This is a genomic window from Kitasatospora sp. NPDC028055 (genome assembly GCF_040637885.1).
Taxonomy (GTDB): domain Bacteria; phylum Actinomycetota; class Actinomycetes; order Streptomycetales; family Streptomycetaceae; genus Kitasatospora.
Window position 1 is genome coordinate 145,419 of record NZ_JBEZXE010000008.1, and the last position, 19,580, is coordinate 164,998.

5 protein-coding genes are annotated in these 19,580 nt (G+C 76.3%); 1 reads left to right on the forward strand and 4 read right to left on the reverse strand.

The features are described from left to right. Positions 1-15: 15 nt before the first annotated feature. The 4 genes from AB0F71_RS12515 to AB0F71_RS12530 form a co-directional block, all read right to left on the reverse strand. Positions 16-1,527 carry a condensation domain-containing protein gene (locus AB0F71_RS12515; RefSeq protein ID WP_360231692.1) on the reverse strand — a complete coding sequence of 504 codons (1,512 nt, stop codon included), beginning with the start codon at positions 1,525-1,527 and terminating at the stop codon, positions 16-18. After that, positions 1,524-14,825 carry a MupA/Atu3671 family FMN-dependent luciferase-like monooxygenase gene (locus tag AB0F71_RS12520; RefSeq protein WP_360231695.1) on the reverse strand — a complete coding sequence of 4,434 codons (13,302 nt, stop codon included), beginning with the start codon at positions 14,823-14,825 and terminating at the stop codon, positions 1,524-1,526. Before AB0F71_RS12520 ends, AB0F71_RS12515 begins: the two co-directional genes overlap by 4 nt. 239 nt (positions 14,826-15,064) lie before the next feature. After that, positions 15,065-16,363: an MFS transporter gene (locus AB0F71_RS12525; RefSeq protein WP_360231698.1), complete on the reverse strand. Its 1,299-nt coding sequence runs from the start codon at positions 16,361-16,363 to the stop codon at positions 15,065-15,067. 260 nt (positions 16,364-16,623) lie between these two features. Next, the gene (locus tag AB0F71_RS12530; RefSeq protein WP_360231701.1) at positions 16,624-18,009 is read right to left on the reverse strand and encodes a DUF4190 domain-containing protein; all 1,386 of its coding nucleotides are present in this window, start codon (positions 18,007-18,009) and stop codon (positions 16,624-16,626) included. 430 nt (positions 18,010-18,439) lie between these two features. Here AB0F71_RS12530 and AB0F71_RS12535 point away from each other — a divergent pair, with 430 nt between their 5' ends. After that, positions 18,440-19,552, forward strand: a complete 1,113-nt coding sequence (locus AB0F71_RS12535) for an ABC transporter substrate-binding protein (RefSeq protein ID WP_360231704.1) — start codon at positions 18,440-18,442, stop codon at positions 19,550-19,552. Positions 19,553-19,580 lie beyond the last annotated feature (28 nt).

Here is a 19,580-nt window from a genome sequence, read left to right on the forward strand (position 1 = left end):
GGCAGTCAGGGGCGGTCAGCCCGTCAGCTCCCGGGCCAGGCCCGCCACCATCCGCTCCAGCCAGGACCGCACCGTCTCCGGGTCGAACAGGTCGGCGTCGTACTCGGCCAGGCCCGCGTAGCCGTCCGCGTCCGGGGTGAGGAGCACGGAGAGGTCGGCGCGGGTGGACGGGCCCGGCACGTCCTCGACCTCGACGGCCAGGCCGGGGAGGTCGAGGGCGATCGCCGGGGTGCTCTGCACCGCGAGCAGGACCTGCGGGTAGCCGGCCGGCAGCCCGACGCCGCGCTCGCGCAGCGGTTCGATCAGGTGGCCGAAGGGCACCGTGGCGTGGTCCAGGGCGGTGGCCACCGCCCTCGCCGCCGTGTCCACCGCGGCCCCGAACCCGCCCGGCGGGCGGGTGGGCAGCCGGATCGGCAGGCCGGTGGTGAGCAGGCCGACGACCCGCTCGTCCACCGGCCGGGTGCGGTTGGCGTACGAGAGCACCACCAGGGTCTCCGCCGCCCCGGTCAGCTCGCCGAGCAGCCGGGCGTAGCCGGCCAGCAGCACCGCCGAGGCGGTGGTGGAGCGCGAGGCGGCGCAGCGGCCCACCGCGCCGGCCAGCGCCGCCGGGACGCGGAAGGCGAGGGTGCCGCCGCGCCCGGAGCGCTGGTCGGGGCGCGGCCGGTCGGTGGGCAGGTCCACCGCCGGCGGGGTGTCCCCCAGGACGTGGGCCCAGTGGTCGAGCGCTTCGGTGACGGCGGCCGGCGTGACCACGGTCCGCTCCCAGCAGGCGTGGTCGGTCATCCGGCCGGGGTCCGGCAGCGGAGCGCCGTCCCGGCGGTACAGCGCGCCCAGGTCGGCCAGCAGGGTGGCCAGGGACCAGCCGTCGACCACGATGTGGTGGAGCGACAGCAGCAGTACCCAGACGTCCTCGGCCGTGCGGAGCAGCCGGGCGCGCAGCAGCCGGTCGCCGTCCAGGTCGAACGGCAGGGCGCCCTCGGCCCGGGTGGCCTCGGCGAGCGTCGCGTCCTGGGCGGCGGGGGCGAGCGTGCGCAGGTCCTCGACCGGCAGCTCCACCGGGGTGTTGGGCCGCACCTGCTGGAGCAGGCCCAGCTCGGTGTCCTGGTAGCGGGTCCGCAGGCTCTCGTGGCGCTCGCTCAGCGCCGTGAGGGCGGCGGCCAGCCGCTCGGGGTCGATCGGCCCGCGCAGGGTGATGCGCTGGGTGATGTTCCACACCGCCGGGTCGGCGGAGCGGCCGTGCATCCGGTACAGCCGGTGCTGGGCCAACCCGGCCGGCGCGGCGGCGAGCGCCGCGCCGGAGCCGGTGAGGACGGCCAGCAGTCGTTCCCGGTGCGCCCGGACGAGCCCGGCGGCCTCCTCGTCCAGCGCGCCGGCCGGAGCGAGGTAGCCGAGCCGCTCGCCGGTGGTGCGCAGCACGATCCCGCGCTCGTCGAGCAGCCGGAGCAGGCGGTCCCAGTCGTGATCGGTGCCGGTGGACGCGGGGGCGGGGCCGGGTGCGGGGGCGGGGGCGGGTGCGGGGGCGGTCACAGCGTGCCCTCCTCGTAGGCCGGGGCCGGGCGCTCCTGGGCGGCCGGCAGGTGCGCGGCCATCGCGCGGACGGTGGGCCGGCGGAAGAAGTCCAGCACGCCGATCCGCAGCCCGGTGGCCTCGCGGACCCGGTTCAGCAGCCGGGTGGCGGCCAGCGAGTGGCCGCCGAGGTCGAAGAAGGAGGTCTCCACGCCCGCGGGGCGGCCGAGCTCCTCCTCCCACAGCCGTTGCACGGTGCGCTCCAGCTCGGTGGCCGGGGCGACGGCGGCCAGTCCGGCGCCCAGCGGCAGCGGTTCCGGCAGGGCGGCGGTGTCGAGCTTGCCGTTGAGGTTGAACGGCAGCTCCTCGACGGCGGCCCAGAGCCCCGGCACCATGTGCTCGGGCAGCAGGTCGGCCAGCTGGTCGCGGACCCGGGGCAGGTCGGCGGCCGCGCACCGCACGTACCCGGCCAGTGTGGTGCCCGCCGGGGTGCGGCGTCCGGTCACGGCCGCGCCGCGCACGCCCGGTACGGTCCGCAGCACGGTCTCGACCTCGCCGGGCTCGACCCGGTAGCCGCGCACCTTGACCTGGCGGTCGGCCCGGCCGAGGTACTCCAGGGTGCCGTCCGGCCGCCAGCGGCCGAGGTCGCCGGTGCGGTAGCGGCGGCCCTCCGGGGTGTCGGTGAAGACGGCGGCGGTCTCCTGCGGCCGGCCGTGGTAGCCGAGCCCGACCTGGACGCCGATCGCGTGGATCTCGCCGACCGCTCCCGCCGGGACGGGCCGCCCGGCGGCGTCCAGCAGCACGATCCGGTTGCCCGGCACCGGGCGGCCGATCGAGGCGTGGTCCGGCCCGTCCGGGTCGATCCGGCCGGAGGTGACCCCGTGGGTCTCGGTCGGGCCGTAGTGGTTGACCAGCGCGCAGCCGGGGTTGCGGGCCAGGAAGGCGCGCAGGGCGGGGGTGAGCAGCAACTGCTCGCCGCCCTGGATCAGTTCGCGCAGGTGCGGGACGGGTTCGTCGCCGAGGGCCTCGACCAGCGCGGCCAGCGGGGTGTACGGCAGGTGCAGCCGCTCGGCCCGGGTGGCGCGGACCACGGCGGCCAGCGCGGTGATGTCGTAGCGGGTCTCCTCCTCGATCAGCAGCAGGGTGCCGCCGCCGGCCAGTGTGGTCAGCACCTCCTGGACGCTGACGTCGAAGCCGCAGGAGGCGTACTGGAGGGTGCGGGCGGCCGGGTGGTCGGCGACGTTCCAGACCAGGAACGAGGCCAGGGCGAGGGTGTGCATCAGCACGCCCTTGGGCCGGCCGGTGGAGCCGGAGGTGTACAGCAGGTACGCGGCGGCCTGCGCGGAGGGGACGGGCAGCGGCGGCAGTTCCACCGCCGAGGGCGTGGCGTCGGCCTCGGCGTCCGTGTGGACCGTCGGCAGCGAGATGCCCATCAGGTCGGTGCCCCGGGCGGTGAGCAGCACGGTCGGGGCGCTGTCCGCGGCGATCAGTCGGCAGCGCTCCGCGCCCTGCACCGGGTCGATCGGCACCAGCACGGCGCCCAGCCGCAGCACCGCCAGCAGCGCGGCCACCTGGTCCGCCGAACGCGGCAGCAGCACGGCCACCCGGTCGCCCTCGCGCACCCCGGCGGCCAGCAGCCGGCGGGCCAGCTCCTCGGCCCTGGCGTACAGCGTCCGGTAGTCGGTCGGGGTGCCGTCGGCCGCGACCACCGCGACGGCCTCCGGCCGGTCGGCCACGGTGGCCGCCACCCGGGCCAGCGGGTGCGCGGGCGTCGGCTCCGCCTCCGGGCCGCACTCCAGGGCGGGGTCGGCGGGGGCGGCCGTCAGCTCGGTGAGCGGTCGGGCCGGGTCGGCGACGGCGGCGGCCAGCAGTCGCTCGAAGGCGTCGAACAGCCGGTCCACCGTGGCCCGGTCGAACAGGCTCTCGGCGTACTCCACGTGGCAGCGGATGCCCTCGGGGAGGTTGGTGAGGAAGAGCGCCAGGTCGAAGGCGGAGCGGTCGACGACATGGTCCAGCGGGCGGGCCGTCACCCCGGGCAGGTCCAGCTCGAAGACCGCGTGGTTCTCGAACTCGACCATGACCTGGAAGAGCGGGTTGCGGCTGGTGTCCCGTTGCGGGTTCAGTTCCTGGACCAGGACCTCGAAGGGCAGTTGCTGGTGCTCGTAGCCGTCCAGCGCGGTGGAGCGGACCCGGTCCAGCGCCTCGGCGAAGTCCGGCTCGCCGGAGAGGTCCAGCCGCAGCGCCAGCGTGTTGACGAAGAAGCCGACCAGGTCCTCGGTGCCGTCCGCCCGGTTGGCCAGCGGGGTGCCCAGCACCACCTCGTCCTGGCCGCTGTAGCGCTGGAGCACCCCGGCGAAGGCGGTGAGCAGCACCATGAACAGGGTCGAACGCCGGTCGCGGGCCAACTCCCGTACGCCTGCAGAGAGTTCGGCGGGCAGATGGCGGACGTGGGCGCGGCCGCGGCCGTCCGGTACGGCGGGGCGGGGGCGGTCGGTGGGCAGGGTCAGCACCGGCAGCTCGCCGCCCAGCACCTTGCGCCAGTGGTCGAGGCTCTCCTGGTACGCCCCGGCGGCCACCGCGGCCCGCTCCCGGGCGGCTTCGGCGGCCGGGGTGGTGGTGAGCGCGGGCAGCCGGTGCGGCCGCCGTTCCCGGGCCGCCCGGTACAGCTCCCCCAGCTCCCGGGTGATCACCACGGTGGACAGGGTGTCGATCACGATGTGGTGCATCGACAGCACCAGGACGTGCCGGTCCGGCCCGGTCGCCAGCAGCCCGGCGCGGAACAGCGGGCCCTCGGCCAGGTCGAAGCGGCGGGCGCCCTCGGCGGCGACCAGCCCGGCCACCGCCTCCTCGGCCGGCCCGTGCACCGGGACCCGCTCCAGCACCGGGCCGTCCGGCGCCGGGAGCACCTGCTGGAACGGTTCGCCGTCCTGCTCCCGGAAGACGGTGCGCAGCCCGACGTGCCGTTCCACCAGCGCGCGCAGCGCGGTGTCGAGCGCCTCCGGATCCAGCGGGCCGTCCAGTTCGACGGCCTTGACCTCGTTGTACTGGGCGGCGTCGGGCAGCATCCGGTGCAGGAACCACATCCGCTGCTGCGCGTAGGACAGTGCGGCGCCGCGCTCGGTGGAGCGGCGCAGCGCGTCGATCTGCGGCAGGCCGGCGGCCACCAGGTCGGGGGCGAGCCCGAAGTCGACGAAGCAGGCGATCTCGTCCGCGCCGGCCGCCCGCAGCTCGGCGAGCACGGACCCGACGCTCTCCGGGGTGCCGATCAGGGCGCGCGAGGCGCAGTAGCGCTCGTAGGCGCGCTCCAGCACGAACTCCAGGTCCTCCTCGCGGGTGTGCTCGAAGTCCAGGGTCAGGCCGAGGCTGTTGGCCATCTGCCCGAACAGCGAGAGCGAGGAGCGCAGGTAGTGGCAGAACGGGCGGTAGGCCTGCTCGCGGGCGGTGGCGAGGTCGGTGCCCAGGTAGGTGTGGACCAGCACGACGACCCGGCCGGCCTCCGGGTCCAGGCCGTGCTCGGCCCGGGTGCGCCGGTAGAGGGCGACGTTCTCGGCGAGTTGGGCGATGTCCTGGGTCATCAGGTTGGTGATCACGCCGAGGTCGTGCCGGGCTGCCTCGCGGAAGCTGTCCGGGTTGCCGACGATCGCGGTGAACATCGGCGGCTGCTCCTGCAACGGGCGCGGGTGCAGGGTCACCTCGATCGGCTCCCCGTTGCCGTTGCGGCCGCGGTAGGGCTCGCCCCGCCACAGCGCCCGGACGGTGTCGATCTGGCGGTGCATCAGCTCCTTGTGGCCGCCGTAGTTCTCCGGGAAGAACAGGAAGTCGTTGGGGTGCCAGCCGCTGGCGCAGCCCAGGCCGACCCGGCCGCCGGACAGGTTGTCCACCACCGACCACTCTTCGGCCACCCGGACGGGGTGGTGCAGCGGCAGCACCGCGCAGCCCGCGTTGAGCCGGATCCGGCTGGTCTCCCGGGCCAGCGCGGCGGCCAGCACCGAGGGGTTGGGGAAGATCCCGCCGAAGGAGTGGAAGTGGCGCTCCGGCAGCCAGACGGCGTGGAAGTCGTGCCGGTCGGCGAAGCGGGCGCTCTCCAGGACGATGCGGTACTTCTCGTCCTCCGGGGAGTCCAGGGGGTAGTCGCCGAAGAAGTAGAGGCTGAAGTCGACCGGGCGCTGCGGGTCGCTCACCGGGTGGTACGGCACGGGGGCGGTGCCGGTCTCCGGCTCGGACGGGGGCAGTTCGGCGGCCGCCGGGCGCGGGGCCGGGACCCGCACGCCGGGCGGGGCCGGAAAGAAGCCGCCGCGCCGCAGGCCGCGCAGCGACTCCCGGACGGCGTCGACCACGAACTCCAGGTCGCCGTCGGTGTGGGCGGTGGAGAGGAAGAAGTTGCGCCACTCCCAGACGTAGACCCCGCGGGTCAGCAGCTCCGGGAAGAACAGCTCCACGTCGGCCCGCGGCTCGAACCGGAACAGCGAGCCGAAGTGGGCCAGCCGGAGCGGGAACTCCTCCTCCTCGAAGAACCCGTTGAGGGTCGCGGCCAGTTCGTCGGTGCGGGCGTTCAGCCGCTCCTGGAGGCCGGGGCCGGCCTCCTTGAGGTGGCGCAGCACGGCGCCGGCCGCGGTCATCGCCAGCGGGTGCTGGATGTAGGTGCCGCCGAAGAAGGTGGTGTCCTTGGGCGGGTAGCTGTCGTCCCCGTAGTCCCAGTGGCCGCCGTCGATCCCGTCCAGGATGTCGGCCCGCCCGGCGATCGCGCCGATCGGGTAGCCGCCGCCGAGCACCTTGCCGTAGGTGGAGAGGTCCGGGGTCACGCCCCAGAAGCCCTCGGCGCCGCGCAGGTGGGGCCGAAAGCCGGTGAGCATCTGGTCGAAGAGCAGCACGATGCCGCGGCGGGCGGTCAGTTCGCGCAGCGAGCGGACGAACTCGACCGGCTGGCGCCCCGGGTGACGGCTCTGCACCGGCTCGACCAGCACGGCGGCGATCCGGTCGCCGAGCTCCTCGATGACCTGGAGACTCTGCGGATCGCCGTACCGCAGCACGATCAGGTCGGCGACGGCGCTGGCGGGGATGCCGCTCGACACCGGGACGGTCTCCCGGTCGGCGCCGTGGCCCACCGTCCGGCCCAGGGTGTGGTCGAAGTGGCCGTGGTAGGAGCCCTCGAACATGACGATCTTGTCCCGGCCGGTGAAGGCGCGGGCGAGCCGAATCGCCCCGGCGTTCGCCTCCGTGCCGGAGTTGGCGAAGGCGACCCGCTCGGTGCCGGTCAGCTCGGCCAGCAGCTCGGCGGCCTCCCCGGTCTCCGGACCGCGCGGGCCCAGCCGCAGCCCGCTGGCCAGGTGCTCGCGGACGGCCTCGGCGACGAACTCCGGGTCGTGGCCGAAGAGCAGGACGCCGAAGCCCATGGTGATGTCGACGTAGGTGTTGCCGTCGAGGTCCTCCAGCCGGGAGCCCCGGGCCCGGCGGGCGGCGAGCGGGTAGAGCATCTCCTTGGTGGCGGAGCGGAAGCCGACCACGGCGCGGCTGTCCGCGAGGGTGCGGCGGTGGCGGCGAGTGACCGCCTTGGAGGCGGCGGTGCGGGCGGTGAAGCGGGCGACCAGGCCGTCCACATGGGCGCGCTGCTGCTCGGTCAGGCCGCCGGCGGCCATGCCGGACTCGCGGGAGACGGTCACCCGGGGGCCGTGCACCTGCGGGGCGGCGGGCGCGGGGGTTGCGGGGGTTGCGGGGGCGGGAATGGCCTGGACGGCGGGGGCGACGGCCGGTGGCAGGGCGACGGGGGCCGCGGTTTGGAGGGGCGCGGGTGGCACCACCCCGGTTGCGGTCGCGGTCGCCGTCGCCATCCCCGTTCCGGCCAGCAGGCCGAGCTGGTCGCGCATCAGGTCGGAGAACTGGCCGAGGAGCGCGAGCTGGCGCTCGATCAGGCCGGTGCCGTCGGTCACCGGGGCGGACGCGACCGGAACCGGGGGTGCGGACGGGACGGCCGGTACGGGCGCGGCGGGTGCGGGGGCGGCGGGCACTGCGGGGAGAACGGGCGCGGCCGCCTGGGGAGCCGGGGCCGCGACCGGCTCGGGCACCGCGACCGGCTCCGGCGCGGCCGCCGGCAGCAGCGCGTCCCGGACGTCCGGCTCCAGCCGGTCGGCGATCAGCCCGGCCAGCCGGGCCGGGGTGTCCGCCGCCTCGAACAGTTCGCGCATCGAGATCCGTACCCGGAAGGCACGCTCCAGGTCCCGGATCATGTTGATCATCCCGAGCGAGTCGGCGCCCAGGTCGAAGAAGGGGTCGTCGGCGCCGACCGCCCCCTCGTCGTGGCCCAGCTGGCGGGCCGTCTGCTCCAGCACCCGGCGCAGCACCGCCTCCTCGGCGAGCTGCTCGGGGCTCGCGGCGGCGGCCGGGACGGTGGACGCGGGGACGGCCGGCGCGGGGACGACGGGCGCCGGGGCGGTCTGCTGGGGCGGCGGTGCCTGGTGCATGGCGGGGTCCTCGGTGGTCGGCCGGTCGGGGGCGGTGAACCAGTGGCGGCGGCGCTGGTAGACGGTGGTCGGCAGGGGCACCCGGCGGGCCGGGCCGTCCGGCCAGTCGCGGGCGGCGGCGAACCGCGCCCAGTCGATCGGGACGCCGTGGGACCACAGCGCCCCGGCCGCGGCATCGAACTGCGGCTCCTGCGGGGCGCCGCGCCGGGCACCGGCCACGAAGTGGCGGTGCGGCAGCTCCCGGCGGCCCATGCCGGTGAGCGTCGGGTGCGGGCCGAGCTCCAGGAACAGCTCGTGGCCCTGCCCGTCCAGGGCGGCGAGCACCTGGTCGAAGCGGGCGCTCTCCCGGGTCTGCCGGACGAAGTAGTCGGGCGCGGGCACGGTGCCGGGGGCCAGCACCTCGCCGCCCAGGTTGCTCACCAGCGGTACGGTCAGCGGCCGCAGCCGCAGCCGGGCGAGCTGCTCGCGGAACGGTTCGAGCACCGGGTCGAGCAGCCGGGAGTGGAAGGCCCGGTCGGTGGCGAGCCGTTCGGTGTTCACGCCCTCGGCGGCCAGGACGGCCTCGGCGGCCGCGATCTCGCGCGGCGGGCCGGACAGCACGCACTGGCCGGCGCCGTTGACCACGGCGAGCTCCACCCCGGGCAGCCGGTCGGCGAGTTCGGCGAGCCGCTGCGGGCCGGCCATCACCGCCGTCATGGCGCCGGGAGCGGTCGCCCGGTGCATCAGCCGGCCGCGCAGCGCGGTGAGGAACATCCCGTCGGCGAGGTCCAGGGCACCGGCCGCGTGGAAGGCCGCGTACTCACCGGCGCTGTGCCCGGCGACCGCGGCCGGGCGCAGTCCCAGCTCCTGCCAGAGCCGCAGCTGGGCCGCTTGCAGGGCGAACAGCGCGGGCTGCGCGGCCTCGGTGGTCCAGTCGTCGGCGGCGCCCTCCGGCACGGGGTCGAGCAGCAGCGGCAGCAGCGGTTCGTCCCAGGCCTCGCGGTGCAGCCGGTCGCACTCCTCCAGCACGGCCCGGAAGACCGGGAAGGCGCGGTGGAGTCCGGCCGCCATGCCCCGGTACTGGGCGCCCTGGCCGGTGAAGAGCAGCACCGGCCGGACGTCACCGCGCGGGGCCTCGCGGCACACCGGCGCGGTTCCCGAGGTGCGGCCCGCCAGGTGGGCCTCCAGGCCGCGGAGCAGCTCCGCCGGACCGGCGCCGGTGACGGCCAGCCGGTGGCGCAGGGCGCGGCGCCCGCCGCCCAGGGTGAGCAGCAGGTCGCCGGGGGCGGGCGCCGGCCCGGCCGCGAGGCGGTCGCGCAGCAGCCCGGCCAGGGCGGTCAGGCCCTGTTCCGTACGGGCGGACAGCGGCAGGACGGTCGGCGCCGCCTGCCGGGGGCCGTCGGCGGCGCCGGGCACGGCCGCCGCCGGGGCCTCCTCCAGCACCAGGTGGGCGTTGGTGCCGCCGACGCCCAGCGCGCTGACCCCGGCCCGGCGCGGGGTGGCGCCGGCCGGCCAGTCGCGGCGCTCGGCGGAGAGCCGGAACGGGCTCCCGGCGAGCTCCAGCGCCGGGTTGGGGCGGTCGAAGTTGACCAGCGGCGGGACGGTGCCGTGCCGCAGCACCAGCAGGGCCTTGATCAGCCCGGCCATTCCGGCGCAGGTGTCCAGGTGGCCGATGTTGGGCTTGACCGAGCCGAGCGAGCAGAAGTCGGCGGCCTGCGTCCGGGCCCGGAACGCCTGGGCCAGGGCCCGGAACTCGATCGGGTCGCCCAGCGGGGTGCCGGTGCCGTGCGCCTCGACGTAGCCGACGCTCTCGGCCGGCACCCCGGCCAGGTCGAGGGCCCGGCCGATCACGGCCGCCTGTCCGTCCACGCTGGGCGCGGTGTAGCCGACCTTGAGCCCGCCGTCGTTGTTGACGGCGGAGGCGAGGATGACGCCGTGCACGGTGTCGCCGTCCGCCAGGGCCCGGTCCAGGCGCTTGAGCAGCACGGCCGCGACGCCGTTGCCGCCGACGGTGCCGGCGGCCTCCGCGTCGAAGGCCCGGCACTCGCCGTCGGGCGAGAGGATCGACCCCTCCTCGTAGCGGTATCCGGCGGCCTGCGGGATGTGCAGGGCGGCGGCCCCGGCCAGGGCCAGGTCGCAGTCCCCGGCGAGCAACGACTGCGCCGCCAGGTGCACCGCGACCAGCGAGGTGGAGCAGGCGGTCTGCACGCCGATCGCCGGGCCGGTCAGGCCCAGCCGGTAGGCGACCCGGGTGGCGGCGAAGTCGGCCTGGTTTCCGATCGCGGTCTGCAGCGCGGACACCGGCTGGGCCGGGTCGGCCGTGCCGGCCAGGGTGTGCTGGTAGTAGGTGCGCAGCGCGTAGAGGGTCATCCCGGTGCCGGCGAAGACGCCGACCCGGCGGTGCGGGTCGGGGGCGTCGTAGCCGCCGTCCTCCAGGGCCTGCCGGCAGATCTCCAGCAGCAGGCGCTGCTGGGGGTCCATCAGCGCGGCCTCGGTGCCGCTGATGCCGAAGGCCTCGGCGTCGAAGTGGTCGGTGTCGGGCAGCGCCCCGGTCACCGGGACGAAGTCGGGGTGCCGGTACTCCTCGGGGCGCAGTCCGGCCGCCGCCAGCTCCTTCTCGGTGAACCGGGTGGTGCTGCGGACGCCGTCGACGATGTTGCGCCAGTACTGCTCGGGGGTGTCGGCGCCGGGGAAGCGCAGGGCCAGGCCGACGACGGCGATCCTGCGGTCGTCGCCGACCGGGGCACCGGCCGCCGCCCCGGTGGCGGTGGCCGGGGCGGGCGCGGGGGCCTCGGTCAGGTGGGCGATCAGGGCGTCCACGGTGGGGTGCCGGAACAGTTCGGTGGGTGCCGGGGGTGTCGGCAGGGCCGCGCTGAGGGCGCCGTGCACCCGCATCAACTGGAGGGAGCCGATGCCGAGTTCGGTCAGCGGGCGGGCCGGGTCGAGCGGGGCGTCGAGGACCGTCTCGAAGGCGTCCAGGACGGTGCGGCGCAGCTCGGCGGCGGCCGGGGCGTTCCGGTCGGCGGGGGCGTTCCGGGCGGCGGGATCCGTGACGACGGGCCGGGCGGCGGTCGGCTGCGGGGGCCGGTGCTCGTCCGTACGGCCGGCCGGCGCCTCCGCGATCGGCCGGGGTGCGGTGGCCAGCAGGTGGCGGCGTGCGGCGGGGGCGCTCGGGTCGGGCCCGGCGTACCAGCGGCCCGGGGCGCCGGCCAGCAGCAGCGCGGCCAGTCGGCGGCCGTGCGCGGCGCTCAGCACGGCGATGCCCCGGGCGGCGGAGGCCTGCTCGTGGTCGGTGGCGCGGTTCATGCCGACCCGGCTCCACAGCCCCCAGGAGATCGTCCAGGCCGGGGTGCCGGTCTCCCGGTGCAGCCGTTCGACCGCGCTCTCCAGGTAGCGGTTGGCGGCGGCGTACGCGGTGGAGCCGACGGCCTCCTGGAGGCCGACCATCGAGGAGAAGCCGACGAACTGGGCGCCGGGGCGCTGCCGGACGAGTTCGACGAGGTGGTCCGTGCCGGTGGTCTTGGCGCGCACCGCCTCCCGCCAGTCCTCCGGGCCGGTGCCGGAGAGCAGGGCGATCCGGTAGGCGCCGGCCAGGTGGAGCACGCCGTCCAGCGGTGCTCCCCAGTCCCGTTCGGCCTCGGCGACCACGGCGGCCAGCTGCTCGCGGTCCGTCACGTCGGCGCGGCGGTAGTCGACCCGGCCGCCGTAACCGGACAGCCGGTGCAGCGCGGCGCGGCGTTCGGCCGCCTCGGCGGTGGGCGCGTCCAGGTCGGTGCGACCGATCAGCAGCAGCCGGGAGCCGTGGTCGCGCAGCAGGCCGGGCAGCAGTTCGGCGGCGATCCCGCCGAGGCCGCCGGTGACCAGGTAGCGGGCGCCGGGCGAGAGCAGCGAACAGCCGCCGGCGGCAGCGGCCTCGACCTTGCCGTCGGCGTCGGCCTCGGCGTCGACATCGGCGGCCTCGGTGTCGGTCTCGACCGGTCCGAGCCGGGGCATCCAGGGGCGGCCCCGGCGCCAGGCGCTCTCCGGCTCCGGCCGGGGCTCGGCCAGCAGGGCGAGCAGGGCGGCGGCCTGCTCGGCGGTCGGCGGGCCGACCGGCAGGTCGATGTGCCGGGCGGCGGGCACCAGCTGCTCGGCCCTCGCCCCGGCGGTCAGCGCCGCCGTCAACGCCGCTGCCGGGTCGGGGAGTTCGCCGGGCAGCACGGCGTGCAGCCCGGCGCTGACGGTGACCAGCTCACCGGTCGGCGGCCGGTCGGCGAGGGCGCACAGCAGGGCGAGCAGGGCTTCGTCCGGCGGCACACTGCCCGCCGGTGAGGCGGGCCCGCCGTCCGCGCCCCAGAGGTGCACCACCCGCCCGGGGCGTTCGGCGCCGAGCGCCCGTCGCCACTGCGCGGGGTCGGCGGTCGGCGGCTGCTCCACCAGGACGGCCCCCGGCAGGGCGGCGGCCAGTGCCTGGGCGAGGGTGCCGGGGCCGGCCGGGCCGAGCAGCAGGGTCGGCCCCCCGGACCCGGAACCCTCGGAATCTTCGGGACTCTCGGATCTCTCGGAATCCTCGATACTCTCCGGAGCTTCGGGGGCGTCCGGCGCCGGGCGGGGTTCCCAGACGATCCGGCGCACGCAGTCCGGCACGGTCCGGGCGTTGGCCTCCGCCAGGTCGAGCGCCACGATGTGCTCGTCGAGCTCGCCGTCGAGCAGGCGTGCGCGCAGGGCGGTGCGCTGGATCTTGCCGCTGGTGGTGCGCGGGAACTCGGCCGCCGGCACCGGCAGCACCAGGGCGGGGGCCGGCTGCCGTCGGGCGGCCAGCACCTGGCGGACCTCGGCGGCCACCGGGGCGGCGGGGGCGGCCGGGTCGCTCGGCACGTAGGCGATCACCAGCTGTTCGGTGCCGGTGCGTTCGTCCGGGACCCCGAAGGCGGCGACGTGCCCGGAGCGCACCCCCGCCACCGAGGCGACCACGTCCTCCAGTTCGTGGCAGAAGTGGTGCACCCCGTTGACGATGATGATCTCCTTGCGACGGCCGGTGAGCACCACCTCGCCGTCGGCCAGGAAGGCGAGGTCCCCGGTGTCGAACCAGCCCTCGCCGACGAAGGCCTCGCCGTCGGCGGCCGGGTTGTTCAGGTAACCCGGTGTCACCCGGCCGGAGTTGACCTGGAGCCGGCCGACCCGGTGCTCGGGCAGGGCCCGGCCGTCCTCGCCCGCCACCCGCATCCGGGCGCCGGGGGCGGGGCGCCCCATGCTGAGGAACGCGGTGCCGCGCTCCGGGGAGTCCGGGTCCGCGGGCTCCAGCCGGCCGGTCAGCGAGTCGGTGCGCACCAGACGGCGGGCGCCGTCCTCGTGGTAGCGCTTGTAGGTGATGACGGTGCAGGTCTCGGCCATGCCCCAGCCGAGCAGCACGTGCTCCGCCCGGACGCCGAACGGAGCGGTGGCGGCCAGGAACTCGTCCAGCACCGCCTCGGTGCACTGCTCCCCCGCGTTGATCAGGGACTTGACCGAGGAGAGGTCCCAGCACCGGCCGGGGCCGGCCGCCCGCACCGCCTCGGCGACCAGCCGGTAGCCGAAGTTGGGCGACCAGGAGTGCGCGCCCCGGTAGCGCTCCAGGGTGTCCAGCCAGACCAGCGGGTCGGCGAGCACCAGCTCGGTGGGCACCTGCACCTGGTCGGCGGCCAGCACCACGTCGCGCAGGTGGAACATCAGCAGCCCGGCGACGTGGTCCAACGGCAGCCAGTTGACGGTGACGTCCTCGGGCAGGGTGCCCTGGGCGACCGCGCCGGCCACGTACTCCAGGATGCCGCGATGGGTGATCTGCACCGCCTTGGAGCGGCCGGTGCTGCCGGAGGAGAGCTGGAGGATCGCCACCTCGCCGGGGTCCGGGGCGTGCTCGGCGCCGGCGCCGGTGCCGACGGCCGCGGCGCCGCCGTCGACGGGCCGGTCGACCGCGATGACCCGCAGGCCGGGCGCCGGGTAGAGCTCCCCGAGCCGGGCCAGGCCCGCCACGGCCGGGCCGCCCGCGAGCACCGGCGGCTCCGCCAGGGTCTGCCAGGCGTGCCAGAGCTTCTCCAGGACGGGGTTGGGCTGGTCGTACGCCGGTGGACGGGCCACCGTGACCGGCTGCACGCCGCCCAGCAGACAGGCCCACAGGGTGGTGAAGTAGCCCTCCTGGTCCGGCACCTGGAGGATCACCCGGTCGCCCGCCCGCAGCCCGGCGGCGGTCAGCAGGGTGAGGGTCTCCCGGGCCCGCTCCAGCAGCCGGCGGTAGGTCAGCCTGGTCGCCCCGCCGTCGGGCCGGACCAGGTGCAGGCCGCGGTCCGGGTGCCGCTCGGCGGCGCGCAGCAGGGCCTCGGGCAGGGTGCGCGGCGCGTCCGGCTCCGGCTCGGGCAGCGGGGCGCCGACCGCCTCGGTCCCGGGCTCCTCGGCACCGGGCTCCTCGGCACCGGGCTCCTCGGCACCGGGCTCAACGGCCCCGGGCTCCGAGGGGGCAGCCGTCGGGCCGCCCGGGGTGGCACCCGCGGCCGGGCCGGATGCGCCGAACGGCCGCCAGTTCGGGGAGAGTTCGCGCAGGTGGCGGAGCGCGGGCCCGGGACCGGCCGGCGGCCGGGCCACGGCGGCGGCGAGGGCGGCGCGGTCGGGTTCGCCCAGCGCGGTCCGGACGATGCCGTCCAGGAGGTGCACCTCGGTGCCCGGGTCGGCGTCCAGCAGGGCGGCGGTGGCCCGGCGGCGCAGCGCGGCAGGGTCGGTGTCGGTGGCGGGCACCAGGTAGGCCAGCAGGCCGCGGCGGCCGTCGGCGCGCTCGACCGGCAGCACTGCGCAGTCGGCGACCTCGGGACGCAGCAGCAGCCGGGCCTCCAGGGCGCGCAGCCGGGCGCGCTCGGAACCGGTGGGGCTCATCGGCGACGGCACCTTTCGGATCGGTGCGGGGCGTGCGCGGGTAGGGCTGCCCCGGGTTGCGGAGGGTGGGCGGATCGGGGTCGCCGGTGGCCCGGTGGGGCGTCGGCGGATCCGGTGGCGCGGTACTTGCGGGTGCGGTGGCACGGTGGTCGCGGGTGCGGTCGGGCGGTGGGTGGTCTTGGGGTGAACGGCCGTGCGGTGTGCGGTGGTTCGGCGGTACGGGCTCCGGGCCGCGCGGGTCAGCGCTTCCGGGCCCGGCCGACCAGGACCAGGAAGCCGAGCGCCAGCACGATCGGGACGGCGTGCGAGACGCCGACCACGGTCAGCGGACTGAGCAGTGCCAGCAGCGATCCGCTCAGCAGCATCCCGGTGCCCATGCCGACGTTCTCGGCGGAGGCGAGCAACCCGAAGGCCTGGCCGCGCCGTTCGTCGGTGAGCGCCTGGATCCGGGTGGTGTACGAGATCTCGGTGAAGCCGTCGCCGAGCCCCGCCCCGATCGCCACCAGGAGGAACAGCGGGGTCGGCAGCCCGGTGAAGACCAGGATGAAGCAGCCGGACATCAGACAGGTGCCCAGGGCGAAAGCGCGCTCGCCCGGTTCGATGCCCCGGCGCAGCAGGAGGCGGGAGACCAGTTGTTGGGCTCCGAGGTTCCCCACCGCCCAGGTCGCCCAGAACATGCCCAGCAGCGCGGCCGGGTTACCGGGGTCGTGCTGGTTGGCGAAGACCGGCAGGCTGATGTTGTGGGCGGCGGAGCCGAAGGCGTCCAGCAGTCGGATCGCCGCCATCGCACCGACCACGGGGGCCGCGCGCAGCACGACCAGGGCCTGCCACCGGCTGCCGAATCGTTTCGTCTTGCCGCCGTCGGCAGCGTCGTCGGGCCCGACGCCGGTCGCGGCCGGGTCGGCGTCCTGCTCGGCCGCCTGCTCGGCGGGTTCGGCCCGGGTGCGCAGCGGCAGCCGGAGCACCACGGCGGCGAAGACCACGAAGCTCGACGCGTCGATCAGCAGCGCCGCGCGGAACCCGGCCCAGGCCACCACCACCCCGGCGGAGGCGAAGCCGAGCACCATGGCGGCCGAACGGCAGCTCGCCATCAGGCTGTTGGCACGGGCCCGGCGCTCAGCTCCGACCATCTCCGGGATGCTGGTGCGCAACGCGACGGCGCACACCGCGGCCGCGCCGCCGAAGACCAGCGCGAGCGGGTACAGCACCGGGATGCGCGCGGACGCCGGGGCGAGGGCCACCACGACCAGCGCCACCGCCTGGGCGAGGGCGCAGCCCGTCATCAGCCGCCGCCGGTCGACCCGGGCGACGAGCCGCCCACTGACCAGCCCACCGGCGAAACCGCCGGTCAGGCGCAGGATGAGGTACCCGGCCGTGCCGAGTGCGTTCCCGGCCGCCTCGTAGGCGAACAGGCTCAGCGCCACCAGGTCGAGCTGGCTCCCGTAGGTGGAGAGCGCGTCGCCCAGTGCCAGCCGGTAGAACACCCGGGGCAGCTTCTCGGTGGTCTGGAGCGGTACTTGCTGTGCGGTGTCCGGCACCGGTCCCCCAGGAAGGCCGCGTCGGTCGGCTCAGTGTGACATTGCACCGCAATGTAGAAGCCACCCGGCCGTAGATCAAGAGCTTGATCGTCCACTGTCCGAAAGATCGTGAGTTCGGCCGACTCGGGGTCATCATTCCGGCCAGGGTGGCGATTTGCCGTCGGTGCCACCTCGCCACCGCCCGCCGCGCCCCGCACACGCCGCGACCCCCGGCCCCGCAAAGGTCGGGGGTCGGGGGTCGCGGCGTGCCGGAGCCTGGGTCAGTTCGGCGAGCCGGTCCAGGTCACGGACTTCATGCCCTGCCCGCTGCCGTAGTAGGTGAACTGGACGGAGAACGGGTCGGCCGCGGCGTTCGGCAGCGCGTACGCGGAGACTCCGGTGGCCTCCGCACCCGGGGCCAGCGAGTTCCCGATGAACTTCATCCGGCCGCTGCCGTCGATCAGCGCGGTGACCAGGCCCCCGTTGGCGTCCTTGACGGTGGGCAGCCCCGATCCGACGAGCGAGACGTCCTTGGAGCCGGTGTTGGTGACGGTGATCCGCACCTGGATGATCGTGCTGTTCTTCGGCGCGGGGAACACGGTCTCGTCCGGGACGTACGGTGCCGGCGCGGCCATCGTGACCTTCAACCCGTCGGCGAAGGTGTAGGACTGGCCGAAGCCCAGGTGCCGGGCCTTCTCGTCGGCGGCCCTCGCCTGCTGCTCCTCCTCGAACTTCTTCTTCGCGGCGTCGAGCCGCTCCTTGGCCTTCGCCGCCCGGTCGGCGGCAGCCCGGTCGTCGGCCTCGGAGCGGAGCCGGGCGGCGCGCGCGTCGGTCTTCTCGTCCTCCTGCACGGAGTGCAGCACCACCGCGAAGACCACCCCGCCGCCGACCGAGAACAGCAGTCCGGTGACGCCCAGGATGACGCCCGCCAGGGCCACCCCCCGGTTGGTCGCCTCACCCTTGCGCACGTACCCCAGGCCGATGATGCCGAAGATCAGCGCGAGCAGGGCCGGCAGCCAGGACAGCCAGAACAGCACGACGGCCAGGCCGAGCACGGTGCCGACGATCCCGAGCACCATGCCCGCGATGCCCAGGCCGTTGCGGGGCTGGGGCGAGACCACCGGGTACCCCTGCCAGTACGGCGCGGCCGGGTACGCACCGGAGGCACCCGGGGCACCGACCGGAGCCGGGGCCGGGTAGGCAGCGGAGGCGGGGGCCGGGGTCGGGGTCGGGGTCGCCGCCGGAGGCGCGAACGGCGACTCGGCTCCCATGGCAGCGGGGGCACCGACCGGCGCGGGCGCGGCGGGCGCGGCGTCGGCAGGCGCGGCGTCAGCGGGCACGGGCGCGGGCTCCTCGGCGGAGCCATGGGCCTCGGCCTGCTCCGTAACCCCGGCCCCGGCCTCGGCGTCGGACCCGGCGTCAGCGGGCACGGGCGCCGCGGCCTTGGTGAGCGAGATCACGTCGGCGTCAGCGTCGGCGTCGGCTTCGGCTTCGACCTCGGCGGGCGCGGGCTCCGCGGCGGGGCCCTGCGCCTCGACCTGCGCCTCGACCTGCGCCTCGGCCGGTTCTGGAGCCTCGCCCTGCCCCGGGGTCAGCGGCGTCCCCGGGCCGGCGTCGGCGGGCGCCGCCCCCGGCTGCGGGCTGTCGGGCGGGACAGGAACGGTCATACGGGATCCTTCGGGAAGGTCGGGACGGTGAGCGGCTGTCCGCCCCGGGCCGAGGTCCCTCCGCAGTTCCCCCCGCACCGACGGCCCGACCTCCGGGATGCGCGCACCGGTCCGGGCCGGACCCGGGCGTCGGCATCCCGGTGGGGAGCGCGGCAGGGTCGGCGACTGATCAACATACAGGTGCCCGGTGACATCCCCGACACCGCGGGTGCCGTCATCGCGCAGGACAGGCCGCGTGCTTCGCCCGCGACTGACCACGGCCGGTTTCGCCGGGGCCGGTGCAGCGCGCTCCGGCGAAAACCGCTTGCCCGCCGGGCCCGGGGCCGGATTCAATGCCCGGCATGATCACGCAGGTGCGCCTCCTGGCCCCGCCGGTCGGCGGTCCAGGCCCTCTCCTGCCACCGGACCGTCAGGCGGGAGACGCCGGCCCATGAGTACGCCACCTTCGTCAGCCGGTGCGGAGCGGGCCGACGGGCCGACGGTGCCGATCGGCGCCCTCGTCCCGCTGAGCCGCCCGGGGTGGGTCGAGGCCGGCCGGCAGCTGCTCACCGGGCTGGAGACGGCCGTCCGGGACGTCAACGACGCGGGCGGGATCGCCGGCCGTCCGCTGGAGCTGCTGGTCCGGGACACGGCGGCCGATCCGCAGCGGGCCGCGGCGGCGGTGGAGGAGCTGGCGGGCCTGGGCGTGGTGGCCGTGGCCGGGGAGTACCACAGTGTGGTCGCCCGGGCGGTGGCCGCGCGGGCGGAAGCGCTCGGTGTGCCGTACCTCTGCTCCTCGGCCGTCCTGGACGCGCTCACCGACGGGCCGACGGACCGGGTCGCCCGGCTCTGCCCGGCCCAGTCGCACGGCTGGCGGATCTACGCGGACTTCCTCCTCGACGCGGGCCACCGCCGGATCGCCGTGGCGGCCCAGCAGAGCGTCTACTGGGCCGCCGGAACCCGGATCCTGCGCGAGCGGCTGGCTCCGCACGGCAGCACCGTGGTCGAGCTGGACGCCGGCACGCTCTCCCCCGCCGAGCTGTCCGGGGAGCTCGCCCGGCACGGCGCGACGGCCCTGCTGCTGCTGGTCGGCCACCCCGAGCCGGCCGTGCCGATCGTCCGGGCCGTCCGCCGTGACCGGCGCCTCGCCGGGGTCCTGATCGGTGCCCCGGCCGGGCAGCCGGAGTTCACGCAGTGGCAGGAGCTGCTGGGCGACGAGGGCACGGCCGTCCCGTTCCTGCGCTACCTGCCCGAGCGGCTGGGCGTCACGGGCGAGCGCGTCGCGGCGGCCGTGCGGGAGCGGCTGGGCGAGGCGCCGTCCTTCGTCGCCTTCGAGGGCTACGACACCGTCACCGTCCTCGCCGAGGTGCTGCGTTCCGCCGGGGCGGACCGGGAGCGCGTCGCCGCGGCCTGGCCGCGGGTCGACGTCGACGGCACCCGGGGGCGGATCCGCTTCACCCGGGTGCCCGGCACCGGCGTGTGGCAGTGGGCGTGGCCGCCGGTCCAGGTGGTCGACCGGGATCCGGCGGCGCCCGACCGCTTCCGGGTGCTGCGCTCCGGCTGAGCGGGCGGCGGCCGTGTCACGGCCGCTG